This window comes from Chryseobacterium sp. HNCC26DJ239 (genome assembly GCF_057180445.1).
The window spans coordinates 432,533-446,423 of record NZ_JBXUGJ010000001.1 but is presented as its reverse complement, the minus strand read 5'-3'; the positions used below and the strand labels follow the sequence as shown (position 1 = coordinate 446,423).

The following is a 13,891-nucleotide window of genomic DNA, read 5'->3' as shown; positions in this document are numbered from 1 at the left end:
AACACCTGGAATAAGTATTTTTAAATAGAAATAAATTAAAATGTGCAGTGTTTTCTTCATTGAGATTCTTAATTTAGTTTCAAATTTCTCACTTTTGAAAGAATATTTTAAGTAAATTTATAGAACTTAATTCTAAAACAAAATTCTATGGTAAAAAAATTACTTTTTCTTTTATTTTCATTGTTTTTTTTAATTTCTTTTCAATCGAAAGGTCATTCAAATTATAAAAATAATGAATGTATTTATACTGTTCCCACTAATATTGTGTTCAGTAATCTTACTGCAACATCTGTAACGGTAAGTTGGAATCCAATTTCTACTGCGAATTATGCAATTATGTGGCGACCATTAGGTGGTTCAAGTTGGGTTTCTGCATCTGTTGTTGGAAATCCAATTTATACAATTACTGGATTGTGGTCTTGCCAACAATATGAAGTAAGAGTTGCTGATGTTTCAAGTGGTGATATGTCTTCTGTTTATACTTTTACTATGACAAGTCCTTCTGCCTGTGCTTCAATGGCTTTAAATAGTAATGTGATGCATATTTCTAACGTTACTTACACGCCTGGTTCTGGTTCAACAGGATCTCAGCGATGGTTAATAATTCTGTAGCTTCGAATTATTCAGATTACAGACAAGATCCTACAAAGTTTATTAATTTGACTTACGGAAGTACAGGAAATACAATTTCTGTTTCAAAAGCTGGTTCTTCCAATTTGAATACTTATTATATTACTGCGTGGTTAGATTATAACGGGGATGAAGTTTTCACTGCTAATGAAATGATTTTTAATTCAACAGGAAATACCAATACAGTTGTGAATAATATTTTTTCTGTGCCAAGTTATAGCAGCGGTATGTGGAGTAATGCAAATTGTAGGGTTACTTTAAGAATTATATATTCGAGTAGCTTTGTTGTTAATGGGTGCGGAAGTTTTTCAGAAGGTGAAGTTGAAGATTATGGAGTTAGTTTGTCTTTGGCACCAACTCTTTCAACTGCTGAATTAGATAAATTAAAAAGCATAGCTATTTATCCAAATCCAGTCTCGACTCAGTTGTTTATTTCAGGAATTTCGTCCGATGAAAAATATGAAATCTATTCTTTGGTTGGCCAAAAAATCCAATCAGGAAAAACCAAAAACTCTTCAATTGATGTTCATAATTTACAAACAGGAACTTATATTTTAGAGTTGAAAAATGAAAGTTTAAAATTCATTAAAAAGTAAACAAAAAAAAGAGAGCAAAAATAATTGCTCTCTTTTTTATTGATTCAGAAGCTTTGCTTTTACGCCGCTGTTTTTTATGATTTTTCTTAGGTTGGTAATTTCATTTTCAGAAAAATACTTTTTAGGAACCATATTCATCGTGGTTTTACTTTGATAAATCAAAAACCAGTCTTTATTTTCTTTCACCCGATGTACAGAACTCCATAAAAAATCGCTTTCGAAAGTCTCACCTTTGGTTTCTACCTTCTCATCGGTGAAAGTGTAGATAATTTCCTCTTGAATTTTTTGGTTTGAATGATATACCGTTTTCAATCTGAAATAAGAACGAACTGCCACAAAAATAAACACCAAAACAGTCGAAATAATCACTGATTTATACAATTCTTGTGTGTTGAAGTTGTTGTTAAAATTTAAAATTAAAACAACCACCATCAGAAATGTGAAAATTACCATTCTTGGCAAAGAACTTTTCAAATTAAAACTTAAAAAATCTTTGAAAGTAATGTGTGTTTTTACTGTCATTAAAATAATAATCTATAAATAATCGAAAAACTATTTTCAAGCTTAAGCAATTTGTTTGCTATCCTTTGCTCATTAAAATAAAAAAGTTACAAGTAAAACTTTGCGTTAAAAAAAATTAAATTCTCTCCAATTCATCAGCGTTAATCGTCGTTTTGAAAGTTCCGTAGTTTACAATCACCTTGTTTTTAGAAATTTTTTCAATCGTTCCGACACTGGTACTTCCGGTAATTCTTACACGTTGCCCAACTTTCATCCAAACAGCGCGGTCGGTTTTTCTTTTTTCTTCCAGTTTTTCGTTGGTTTCAGTAATTTTTTCAATCACTTCTTCCTTCTTCAATTGTTGCGTTATTTGTCTTTTTACGACTTGCAAACGTTTCGATTCGTCTTTATCAGCGCCAATTTTCCTGAATTTTTCCTGTTCCAAAATCTTCACAAAATCTTTCACCACATCTTTCCTCGATTTTCCTTTTACGTAACTGTCGATAAAGGCTTCGATTTTATTTCCAAACTGAAGTTTTCTGTGTTCTTCTTCGTATAATTTTTGGAAATTGTAGAGTTTTTGTTGCAATTGCTCGTTCAGTTTTTGAAGATTATCGCGTTTGTCTTCTACAGATTCTTTTCTTTCAGCAAGGTCGGTTTTCAGTTTTTCGACTTCATATTTTTCCTGCTGAAGTTTTACGATGGTTTTATCGAGATTTACAATATCGTGTTCTACTTTTTTCTTGGCAGAATGAATGATAAATCTTGGGATTTTGTTCTTTTCAGCAACCTCAAAAGTAAACGAACTTCCAGCTTGCCCGATTTCTAATTTATACATCGGCTCCAGCGTTTCTTCGTTGAAAAGCATTGCCGCATTTTGCGCATTCGGAAGTTGTTCTACCACCAATTTAATGTTGGTGTAATGCGTTGTGATAATCGCAAAACTCTTTTTATCGTAGAAAAATTCAAGGAAACTTTCGGCTAAAGCACCGCCTAATTCTGGGTCTGAACCTGTTCCAAATTCATCAATCAACAAAAGCGTGTCTGAATCTGCTTCACGAATAATTCCAGACATCTTTTTTAACCTTGATGAATAGGTAGAAAGATGATTTTCAATGGATTGATTGTCGCCAATATCGGTCATGATTTTATCAAAGAAAAACATCTCCGATTTTGGATGAACAGGAACTAAAATTCCGCTCTGAATCATCAATTGAAGCAATCCAACGGTTTTCAACGTAATCGATTTTCCTCCCGCATTCGGTCCGGAAATACAGATAATTCGGTTGTGTTCCGTAAAAGTTAAACTTTGTGGGAAAATAGTTTTGTTTTCTGCCTTATTTCTTAGCCATAATAAAGGATGGAAAGCGTCTCGCAATCGCAACGTTTTGTGCCTGTTGATTTTTGGAAGAACTCCATTGATGAGTTCTGCAAATTTTGCTTTAGCTCTCGTTAAATCAAGGTCGAAAATATACTTTTGGTATCTCCAAAGTTGCGGTTGGAATTCAGATAATTCGGAGGTTAATTGCCTTAGAATTTTATCGATTTCCTTTTTCTCTTCTTCTTCGCTTTCTTTTAATTTAAAATGATGCTTTACTACAGAATCAGGCTGCATATACGTGATAGAACCTGTTTTTGAAAGTCCTAAAACTCTTCCGGCAACACGTTTTTTGAATGCAGATTTTACCGCTAAAACTCTTTGGTCATCAATAATCGTTTCTCGAATATCATCCAAAAATTCACTTTGCCCGTAATTGAACAAAGCTTTGTTGAAGTTTTCAGTAATCGCTTTTTTGGCGTGCTGAATTTCCGTTCTCAAACCTTTTAAAATAGGGGAAGCTTCGCTTTTTACTTCTCCAAAACGGTTGAAAACTTTATCTACTTTATCAATAATTTCTTTTCTGAACTCCAAAACAGAAGCATCCTGCATCAAAGTAGGGAAGGTTTCCGGCATGGTTGGGAAAAACTTTTGCAGTTTCCCAATTTGTTCAGTAAGCGTTTTTATTTTGATGAATGCCGAATTTTCTAATCGATAATTTTCGATCAGCATCAATTTGAGTTCGTTTTCTATATCTTCATATTCATCAAACGGAATGGCATTCGAACTTTCAAAACTTGAAAGATATTCAGAAGCTTTTTTCAAAGAAATTTCAGCTTCGTCAATTTTCATAGGTTTAAGCTGAAAAATTTTGTTTCTCGTTTTTACGGAATATGCAAAGGGAGCAATTTCCGCGAGCAATTGCGGAAATTCTAATTCGTCTAAATCTTCTTGGTCTATATACACTATGCAAAGATAATTAATTTGAAAATGAGAATTTCATTTGAAAATGTGATAATGCGATAATTTGAAAATGTTTTTAAAATCTCAAATCTCAAATCTCAAACTTCAAATCTCGAATCTCGAATCTCAAATCTTGAATTTCAAATCTCAAATCATTTATTTACTTTTGAAATATGAAACTCGAAACCGAAAGATTATCCTTACAACCTCTTAACGAAACTCATGTTGAAGATATTCTGAAAATCCGTAGCAACGAAGTTGTAAACCAGTTTTTGCATAGAAATCCTCCCAAAAGTAATTTTGATGCTTTACAATTTATTTTGATGATTGCGGAGCGCACCAAAAATAATGAAACGTTTTACTGGGGAATTTCTCTTAAAAATCAATCCAATTTAATCGGGACAATTTGTTTGTGGAATTTTTCTGAAGACCGCAAAACTGCCGAAGTTGGTTACGAATTGTTGCCAGAATTTCATCATCAAGGAATAATGACAGAAGCGTTGAAAGCAGTGATAGATTTTAGTTTTAAAGAGTTACAACTCACCAAAATTGTCGCTATGACCAATAAATTCAATGAAAATTCTAAAGGACTTCTTTTAAAAAATGATTTTATTTTGGAAGTTGGGCGAGAAGATGAAGGTTTCCCGGATAATTTGGTGTTTAGCTTGAAAAAGAGTACTTTATAGAATAATTATCAAATTAACTCATTCTCAAATTTTCAAATTCAAATCATGACCTGGACCGAAATTTTAGCCCCAATAAAAAGCACAGAATATTACCATAATCTTTGGCAGAAAGTTGAAGAAGAATACCAAACGAATCAAGTTTTTCCTCCAAAAGAACAGATTTTTAGAGCATTAGACCTTACTGATTTTGAGGATGTAAAAGTGGTAATTATTGGGCAAGACCCTTATCATAACGATTTTCAAGCAAATGGTTTGTGTTTTTCTGTTTCAGAACAGGTAAAAGTGCCGCCTTCTCTTAAAAATATTTTCACTGAATTAAAAGACGATGTCGGAATTGAGCGTGTTTCCAAAGAGCTCGACGATTGGGCGAAGCAAGGCGTTTTAATGCTGAATGCGACGCTTACTGTTCGTGCGCATTCACCAAATTCTCACAAAGATTTGGGTTGGGAAAAGTTTACGGATTTTATCATTAAAGAAGTTTCAGACAAAAAGGAAAATGTGGTTTTCGTTTTGTGGGGCGCTTTCGCACAAAAAAAAGCAGAATTGATTGATTCGGCTAAGCATTTTATCATAAAATCGGCGCATCCATCACCTTTTTCAGTGTACAGAGGTTTCTACGGAAGCAAACCTTTTTCTAAAATTAATGAATATTTAGCTTCCAAAAACTTGAAAACTATTTCATGGTAGAAGTGTTTACTGCTTTCTTAATCGTAATTCCGATGTTGTAATTTCCTTTTAAAGAAGCTGTTCCTTTTGAAGATCCTGGGTAAGGATTTACTTGCTTCAATGTAATCGTGTAACCGTTGAAATTGGCAGATTTATGATAGTTTCTACCTGCGTTTTCAATACTTGCTAAATTTAAAATCATGGGTCTTGTTGTGGTTCCCATCACTTCAACTTGAGCTACGGCAACTCCGCTCCAAATGCATTGCACGTCTTTTGGACAACGGCTGTCTTCAGAAATTCCTTTGAAGGTTACATTCATGTCAAATTCTTTTAAAAATTTGTTTTCACCTTCTTTAAAGTAAATTGTTTCGCCTGATTGGGTAGAAGTTTTTACTTCTCCGTTTTCGGAAACTTCAACTTTAGTAGGTTCTGTGTTTAGTTTTTTAGATTTACAGTTTATTAAACTTAAAGCTCCTAAGCATAAAAGTATGGTTTTAAAGTACATCATTTTTTAAATAGCATTTGTGAGGTCTAAAATTACAACTAAAAGCATTGCCACGCCAACTACAAAACTAAAACCTGTTCCGTAAAGAAAGCCAATTAGCGCTCCTTTTGTTGATTTCCAGGCTTTTGTGGTGTCTTTGCTGTCGTGTAAAAGTTCGCCAATAAAAACTCCGGCAAACATTCCGACAAGAAAGCCTAAAGGAATGGGTAGAAACATTCCAACTATCGTTCCAATTACTGAACCGATGCTTCCCCAACGTGTTCCGCCATATTTTTTGGTGGTTTTTGCGGGAATTACATAGTTTAAAACAACGGAAGCAATCGTTAAAATAACAAAAGCCCAAATGTAAATCATCGAAAGGTCTGCATCTGTCCCGAATTTATAAATTAAAAGTCCGGCAATACTCAAAACGAGACCGGGAAGAACAGGAAGAATTGTTCCGACAATTCCTAAAATCAGTAAAACGATACTGATGATTACAATGATAGCAAAATCCATAATTTAAATATAAAAAAAAGTGACTCATTGAGCCACTTTATATTATCAATTTCTGAGCCGAACTTTAAAGATTTACAATAACGTATTGTAGAATCCCTGCGGCATTTCCGATGTTTCCTGTTGCATGATTGTGGAAAGTTGTATAGTAAATATAACCGCTATTTCCTGCGCCACTGCAAGTTCCCAATGTTGCACCCAATGCTAAAAGAGGTGCTACAGCAGGTTGTGGAACAGAAATACTTAGTTGTACACCAGAAGGTAAAGTAACACAAACGGTAACAAAGTTTAGGTTAGGAGTTGTTCCTACTGGAACGTTTGGTAAACTGTTGTCTGTAAATTGGTTGGTTCTTACCATTAATGCAGCGTTGCTCGAAGTTTCAGAAACCATTACTTCCCAGAAAGTTGGATCATAAGAAATTATTTTTTGCCATGCAGCAAGATCATAATCAATCGTTAAAGAATTGAATCCTAAAGCTGTGGCTAAAGAAGTATTGGTAACTGTTCCGGCAAGATTTCCACTTGCGCCCGTATTTTTAGAACACATTTTAGAATCTGGAATAAAACCACCACTCAAATTGCAGTTGTTGGTGTTTTCAGAACCTCCTAAAAGATAAGCTACATCCCAATCTGAGGCATAAATACTCCCTCCATTCGCCACAAAAACTGCCAAATTATTTTCGATGACAGGATAAAGATTTGAAAATTGAGAGAATTTTCTAGAACCACAATTTAAGAAAACAATATCATACTGAGCCAGAGTATTAAGGTTGGCCAAGTCGGTATTGGTAATTTCTGTGGCAGTATACCCCAAATTTTGAATAATATCCTCTATTTTATCGTAATTTCCTTTTACGTATGCAATTTTTGCGACCTGATTAAGTTTTGTTTGGGTTAAATCTAGGTTTACAGTCGTATTGGCTTTAATTTCGGCAGAGACTTCTGTTCTGAAATTACTTCCATTTCCTGTTTGAATGTAAATAGTGTGATTCCCTGAAGGAGCTTCTAAAGTGAAATTACCATTAGAATCTGTGGTTGTGTGATAAATTTTATACTTGTCGTCAAATGTAAAAACAGAAGCTCCACCAATAGCTTTAGAGCCATTTTGTGACAGTACTTTGCCGGAAATTTTCCCATTTTGCACGGCAATTGCTGCAGTTGTGTCGATAGTTTCGGAATCCGAACGGCAACTTGTCAACAATAAAAAAACAAAGAAAATCAGTAAAAAATTGATTTTTTTCATAGTATGTAGTTTATTGATTATTAATGCTAAAGTACAAAATAGTTATCAATTATTTAATAAATTAAGGTGATTAATGAATTTTTTATAGTTAATTTGGTTGTGTTTTGTGTTATATTCCTTTTATTTAAAGAGCGTGTAGATTTTTATAATTTCTTAATTTTGTAAACAATGAAAGACGAAATAAAAAATACTCAGAATTTTATTCAAGAGTTTAGTCAGCAACTTTACATTTACATTCTAGAACTCATTGGTCCGCATTGGGCTTGGGTTTTTCATATCATCGTAAAATTGGCTTTACTTGTAGGGATATTTCTTTTAGTAGATTTTATTTTTAAATTTATTATCAGCAGTGTTTTTAGGCTTTTTGCCAATGAAGAAAAATATCCGATACTGCGTTCTGTTTACAAATCACAACTTACTCGTTCTTTTGCGCATCTCATCGCATTACTAGTAATTAGCGGGATTCATACGTATATTTTTACGGGTGCAATAAAAGATACCACCATTTTTATTATTAGAAGTATCAATCTTGGTTTTGTCTTAATTGTTGGCGGAATGGGGCTTCGTTCTCTAAAAGCGTACGAATATTTTAACTACATCAAAAAAGATTTTTACAAAAATTTTGCGCTTAGAAGTATTTCAGATACCATTAAAATTATTGGGACGTTTGTATTTTCAATATTGGCGATTTGTGTGATTTTCGGGATTAAAGGAACTACCATTATTGGAAGTTTAGGAGCAATTACGGCAGTAATGGTTTTGGTTTTCCGAGATACGATTTTAGGATTTATTACGAGTTTGAATGTTGCAACTTCTAAAAATCTAAAAGTAGGAGATTGGGTAGGGATTGCCAAATACAATTTGGAAGGAACGATTGAAGATATCGGACTTTTAACGACGAGAATTCAAAATTTTGACAAAACCGTTTCTACGATTCCGACCTACGATTTGATGAGTACAGAAGTGAAAAATCTTCAAGTAATGTCTGAATCGAACACCCGAAGAATTAAAAAATCAATCATTTTTAATATAAAATCTTTCAAATTTATTGATGAACAAATGTTTGAGAGATTAAAGGATATTAATTTGATTAAAAACTATTTATTAGAAAAAAGAGCTGAGCTGAAAGCAAAAAGAGACTCAATTGATCATTCTGAAATGTTGATAAACGGTCAGCAATTAACCAATATCGGAACTTTCAGAAAATACGCATACGAATATCTTTTGCATAACGAAAATATCGACCAAACAGGAACTCTTTTGGTGAGACAAATGGAGATTACTTCGCAAGGTTTGCCGTTAGAAATCTATTGTTTTACCAACGATTCAAAATGGGAGCATTTTGAGCAAATACAATCGGATATTTTCGACCATTTGCTTGTCGCTTCTAAAGAATTTGATTTGGAAATTATGCAAGTCGCATTAAAGGTTTAATTTAAAATTATTAAATATAATGATGAGTTTAGAAGTATTGAAAATTAAACTTCAAAAACCCATCATCCAAGAAAATTATGACAAAACTAAGTGTAAACATTAATAAAATTGCCACATTAAGAAATGCAAGAGGAGGCGAAACGCCAAGTGTAACAGAAGCGGCAATTAAAATTCAGGAATTTGGCGGACAAGGGATTACCATCCATCCAAGACCCGATGAAAGACACATTACAAGAAAAGACGTGTATGATTTGAAACCTTTGGTTCATACAGAATTTAATATTGAAGGAAATCCGCACCGTTCGTTTATCGACATGGTTTTGGAAGTGAAACCAGAACAGGTAACTTTAGTTCCTGATGCAGACGACGCAATTACATCAAACGCAGGTTGGGACACGAAAAAACACCTCGATTTTCTTACCGAAATTATCGTTGAGTTTAAAAATGCAGGGGTAAGAACGTCTATTTTCCTTGACCCCAATCCAGAATTGGTAGAATACGCAGCAAAAACAGGAACAGATAGAATTGAACTCTACACTGAAGCGTATGCTAAAAATTATTTAGCCAATAAAGAAGCTGCAATCCAACCTTATTACGAAACTGCGGTGAAGGCGGGGGAATTTGGTTTAGGTGTAAATGCTGGTCACGATTTAAGCTTAGAAAATTTAAAATATTTCGCAGACAATATCCCGAATCTTTTAGAAGTTTCTATAGGTCATGCTTTGGTTTCTGAAGCATTGTACATGGGTATGGAAAATACAGTTCAAGCGTATTTGAAGAGATTGGCGAAATGGTAATTAAGACACAAGTTTTCAGACAACAGACATAAATAAGTTTGGTAAATAATCTGAAATCTACAGTCTGAAATCTAATATTTTAAAAATGGAAATTTTAAATTCAAAAATATTTGGCGAAAACCTTTCGTCTACACCGCTTTTAGTATTCCACGGTTTATTTGGAATGCTCGATAATTGGGGGAGTTTCGGGAAAGAATTAGGAGAAATGATGCCCGTTCACTTAATTGATTTGAGAAATCATGGGAGAAGTTTTCATTCAGAAAATATGTCTCACGACAATTTGGCAGACGATATTGCCAATTATATGGCGCATTATGGAATGGAGAAAGCGTATGTTCTCGGTCATTCTTTAGGCGGAAAAGCTGTGATGCAGTTTGCTATCAATTATTCTGAAAAAGTAGAAAAATTAATCGTAGTAGATATTGCTCCTAAAGCTTATCCACCGCACCATCAAGGGATTATTAAAGCTTTAGAAACTGTTAATTTTGATGAGGTAAGATCGAGAGGCGATGTGGAAGCAGTTCTTACACAATACATTCCTGAAAAATCTACCATTCAGTTTTTGGCTAAAAATTTATACTGGGAGGAAAGCGGCGATTCTAAAAAATTAAATTGGAGATTCAATCTGAAAACGCTTTCAGAAAAGTATAATCAATTTGTTTCAAACGCTATTAAATTTGGGGTTTTTGAAGGAGAATCATTATTTATTGCAGGAGAAAAATCAAACTACATTCTTCCTCAAGACCAGTTTTCAATAAAGCAACAGTTTCCAAAAGCAAAATTTGTAACCATCAAAAACGCTGCACATTGGGTTCAAGCAGATAATCCTGCGGATTTTGCGACGGTTGTGAAAGAATTTTTGGGAGTTTAATTATAATGAATTAAGTTTTAACACATAAGTCACAAAGGTTTAAGCTAATACTGAACTATTTAGAGCATATTAGTTTTGTGAAAATCAAAGATTTTCAATTGAAGTGTTCTAAATATTCTCAATCATTTAGGCTAAACTTTATGTGACTTATGTGTTAGAAAAACTTTTGTATATTTTGTGATTAATCATTCATATTAAATACGCAAATTTGCACAACGTTTAAAATCTGTTTCAATTTATGGTTTTCGTAACAGGCGCCACCGGAATTTTAGGAAGAATTATTGTACTCGAACTTTTAAAGAAGGGTAGAAAAGTGCGTGCTGCCAAAAGACCAGAAAGTAATCTTGAAGAGGTAAAACATTCGCTGTCTTTTTATACCGAAAATGCTCAACAATTTTTTAACGAAATTGAATGGATCAATGTTGATTTTACAGACATTCATTCATTGGAAGAAGCGTTGAAGGGCATTACAGAAGTCTATCATTGCGCCGCAAAAGTAAGCTTCAACCCTAAAGACGAAAAAGAAATGTACGATACCAACATAAAAGGTACAGAAAATCTTTTGTACGCTTGTGAAGGTTCGTCGGTTCAGAAGTTTTTGCATGTAAGTTCTATTGCAGTTTTAGATTTATTTAATGATAAAGGAGAGTTGGACGAAAGTTCAGATTTCAATGCAAAAGAAGAGCATTCTGCGTATGCCATTTCTAAACATTTGTCTGAAATGGAAGTTTGGAGAGCTTCAGCGGAAGGTTTAAATACCATCATCATCAATCCCGGAATGATTATAGGAAGCGGAAATTGGGGCAAAAGCAGTGGTGATATTTTCCCGACTTTTGAACGAAACCGCTTTACTTTTTCAGGTGGTTCTGCGTATGTAGATGTAAGAGATGTGGCAAAAATTGCCATCAATTTGATGGAGAAAAATGCTTTCGCACAAAGGTTTGTGATTATTTCGGAAAATAAACGCTATGCAGAATTAGGAAAACAGATTCGTACAAAATTAGGCTTAAAAGAAGCCGAAATTTTATCAAAAACTAAACTCAATATCGGAAGAATTGCCAATATTCTTTTCGGGTGGCTCATTCCGCCATTGCGAATGGTTACCAAAACAAATATAGAAGCCATTACAAGCTTCAACACCGTTTCAAATCACAAAATTAAAACTGAACTTGATTATCAATTTATTCCGATTTCGGAAAGTGTTGATTTTCATTTAAATCATTATATCAACGACAAAAAGCACAGGAAATAAATGAATCTTGCAGAGGCAATCATTAAAAAAAATCTTGAAAAACATCCCGTAAAATCTGCAATAGGTTTTAAAAAGAAGGATGCAGGCTGGAAAGAATTAAGCTGGAAAAAATTCAGTGAAATTGTTTTTAAAACAGCAAATGCCCTTAAAAATGCAGGAGTTCAGGAGAACGATAAAGTAGCCATCTATGCCGATAATTCTTCGGAATGGATGATTTTCGATTTGGCAACTTTGGCGATTGGTGCGATTAGCGTTCCTATTTATTCTACCAACAACGCAGAACAGGCAGAATACATCATTAATGATTCTGGTGCGAAAGTTATTTTAGCAGGAAATCAGGCGCAGTACGATGCTTGTCTGGAGATTTTTAAAGGAAATAACAGCTGTTTAGAACATATTATTGTTTCTAAAAAAGCGGTTTGGATTAAGAAAGAATTCAACAGTTTCTATCTGGAAGATTTTATTGCTAAATCTTCTCCAAAGCTAGATTTTATCGCAAAAGAATATGATGATGTTGCGACTTTAATTTACACTTCAGGTACAACAGGTACGCCAAAAGGTGTAATGCTTACACATGGAAATTTCATAAAGGCTTTCGATGCTCATTTTGAGTTTTTTAAATTTAAAAACTTCGAAGAAGAGCTGTCTTTAGCGTTTTTACCACTCACTCACGTTTTCGAAAGAAGCTGGAGTTTATTGTGTCTTTACGGCGGCGCAAGAGTATATTTCTTGGAAGACCCTAAAAATATTGCGAAAGCTTTGGAAGAGGTAAAACCTACGATGATGTGCGCTGTTCCGAGATTTTTCCAAAAAGTGTATGCCGGAGTTTTAGAAAAAGCAGAAGAAGGTTCGTCTTTAAAGAAGAAAATCTTCGATTGGGCTTTAGAAATCGGTTGGCAAACCGCCGAATTAAGAAGAAATGAAAAACCAATTCCTTTTGGTTTAAAAATAAAAGAAAACGTTGCCAATGCTTTAGTTTTTAGTAAAATTAAAGAAAAAATGGGTGGAAGATTATGGTTTTTACCTTGTGGTGGAGCTTCTTTGTCGCCCGAAGTGACAAGATTTTTCGATTCTATCGGAATTCACATTACAGTAGGATATGGTTTAACGGAAACAAGTGCTACATTAACACTTTTCCCGCTAACTCATTTTGAACACGGAACATGCGGAAAAACGCTTCCAGGTGTAGAAATCCGTATTGGTGAGAATGATGAAATTCAAGCACGAGGAAACGGAATCATGAAAGGATATTACAATCAGCCAGAAGAAACGCAAAAAGTTTTTACCGAAGATGGTTGGTTTAAAACCGGAGACGCCGGAAAAATTGATGAAAAAGGTAATCTCACCATTACCGACCGTTTGAAGGATTTAATGAAAACATCCAACGGAAAATACATTGCTCCACAACAGATTGAAAATCTTTTAACAAACAATAATTTCATCCAGCAAATTGCTTTAATTGCGGAAGGAAGACAGTTTGTTTCGGCTTTAATTGTTCCTAATTTTGAATTTTTAACGGAATTTTTAAAGAAAAATAACATCACATTCACCAATTGGAATGATGTTGTAAAAAACGAAAAAGTAAATCATTTTTATAAAGAAAAAATACACGAGCTTCAGTCTCATCTTTCAGATTACGAAAAGGTGAAAAAGTTTGCTTTATTACCTGCAGAATTTGAAATCAGCACTGGTGAAATTACCCCAACTCTTAAAGTAAAGAGAAATGTGGTAATGAAAAAATATGCTGATTTGATTGAGGGGATGTATTAATTTAAGGTTAAGGTTAAGGTTAAGGTTAAGGTTAAGGTTGAGCCCTGAAAGGGCGATTCTCATTAGCATAGGGTGAAGCCCGATGATAGTAGAAAACACAAAATAAAAAGCTCTGAAAGGGCGAAATCAAAACCACATAAATATAGAACATATTCGTTTTAGAA

At 33.8% G+C, this 13,891-nt stretch carries 14 protein-coding genes; 9 read left to right on the top strand and 5 right to left on the bottom strand.

Annotation, left to right across the window (positions count from 1 at the left end; all coding sequences use genetic code 11):
• The first annotated feature begins 147 nt into the window (after window positions 1–147).
• On the top strand, window positions 148–612 hold the full coding sequence (locus AC2A1D_RS02120; RefSeq protein WP_484042015.1) for a fibronectin type III domain-containing protein: 465 nt from the start codon (window positions 148–150) through the stop codon (window positions 610–612).
• Entirely contained in the window at window positions 594–1,226 is a 633-nt protein-coding gene (locus AC2A1D_RS02115) for a GEVED domain-containing protein (protein WP_484042014.1), read from the top strand. Before AC2A1D_RS02120 ends, AC2A1D_RS02115 begins: the two co-directional genes overlap by 19 nt.
• Window positions 1,227–1,262: 36 nt before the next feature.
• Here AC2A1D_RS02115 and AC2A1D_RS02110 read toward each other — a convergent pair whose 3' ends face one another.
• Window positions 1,263–1,748, bottom strand: coding sequence for a YcxB family protein (locus AC2A1D_RS02110; RefSeq protein WP_484042013.1), 486 nt, complete (start codon window positions 1,746–1,748; stop codon window positions 1,263–1,265).
• A gap of 115 nt (window positions 1,749–1,863) precedes the next feature.
• Window positions 1,864–4,011 carry an endonuclease MutS2 gene (locus AC2A1D_RS02105; protein WP_484042012.1) on the bottom strand — a complete coding sequence of 716 codons (2,148 nt, stop codon included), beginning with the start codon at window positions 4,009–4,011 and terminating at the stop codon, window positions 1,864–1,866.
• A gap of 170 nt (window positions 4,012–4,181) precedes the next feature.
• On the opposite strand from AC2A1D_RS02105, the gene AC2A1D_RS02100 reads away from it, so the two are divergent.
• Complete coding sequence (locus AC2A1D_RS02100; protein WP_484042011.1) at window positions 4,182–4,694, top strand: GNAT family N-acetyltransferase; 513 nt, start codon at window positions 4,182–4,184, stop codon at window positions 4,692–4,694.
• Window positions 4,695–4,739: 45 nt separating this feature from the next.
• A complete protein-coding gene (locus AC2A1D_RS02095; protein WP_484042010.1) occupies window positions 4,740–5,381 on the top strand; it encodes a uracil-DNA glycosylase in 642 nt (213 codons plus the stop codon).
• Here AC2A1D_RS02095 and AC2A1D_RS02090 read toward each other — a convergent pair.
• The 3 genes from AC2A1D_RS02090 to AC2A1D_RS02080 form a co-directional block, all read right to left on the bottom strand.
• A complete protein-coding gene (locus AC2A1D_RS02090; RefSeq protein WP_484042009.1) occupies window positions 5,368–5,868 on the bottom strand; it encodes a hypothetical protein in 501 nt (166 codons plus the stop codon). The two genes, AC2A1D_RS02095 and AC2A1D_RS02090, sit on opposite strands and share 14 nt — an antisense overlap.
• A 3-nt stretch (window positions 5,869–5,871) precedes the next feature.
• Window positions 5,872–6,363, bottom strand: coding sequence for a DUF456 domain-containing protein (locus AC2A1D_RS02085; protein ID WP_484042008.1), 492 nt, complete (start codon window positions 6,361–6,363; stop codon window positions 5,872–5,874).
• Window positions 6,364–6,427: 64 nt separating this feature from the next.
• Window positions 6,428–7,603, bottom strand: coding sequence for a carboxypeptidase-like regulatory domain-containing protein (locus AC2A1D_RS02080; protein WP_484042007.1), 1,176 nt, complete (start codon window positions 7,601–7,603; stop codon window positions 6,428–6,430).
• 168 nt (window positions 7,604–7,771) lie between these two features.
• Between AC2A1D_RS02080 and AC2A1D_RS02075 the strand changes: the two genes are divergently transcribed.
• From AC2A1D_RS02075 to AC2A1D_RS02055, 5 genes are all read left to right on the top strand, one after another.
• Window positions 7,772–9,037, top strand: a complete 1,266-nt coding sequence (locus AC2A1D_RS02075) for a mechanosensitive ion channel family protein (protein WP_484042006.1) — start codon at window positions 7,772–7,774, stop codon at window positions 9,035–9,037.
• Window positions 9,038–9,114: 77 nt separating this feature from the next.
• Complete coding sequence (locus AC2A1D_RS02070; RefSeq protein WP_484042005.1) at window positions 9,115–9,834, top strand: pyridoxine 5'-phosphate synthase; 720 nt, start codon at window positions 9,115–9,117, stop codon at window positions 9,832–9,834.
• Window positions 9,835–9,919: 85 nt separating this feature from the next.
• A complete protein-coding gene (locus tag AC2A1D_RS02065) occupies window positions 9,920–10,705 on the top strand; it encodes an alpha/beta fold hydrolase (RefSeq protein ID WP_484042004.1) in 786 nt (261 codons plus the stop codon).
• A 238-nt stretch (window positions 10,706–10,943) separates the two neighbouring features.
• Window positions 10,944–11,957, top strand: a complete 1,014-nt coding sequence (locus tag AC2A1D_RS02060) for an NAD-dependent epimerase/dehydratase family protein (RefSeq protein WP_484042003.1) — start codon at window positions 10,944–10,946, stop codon at window positions 11,955–11,957.
• Window positions 11,958–13,727, top strand: a complete 1,770-nt coding sequence (locus tag AC2A1D_RS02055; RefSeq protein WP_484042002.1) for an AMP-dependent synthetase/ligase — start codon at window positions 11,958–11,960, stop codon at window positions 13,725–13,727.
• Window positions 13,728–13,891: the final 164 nt, after the last annotated feature.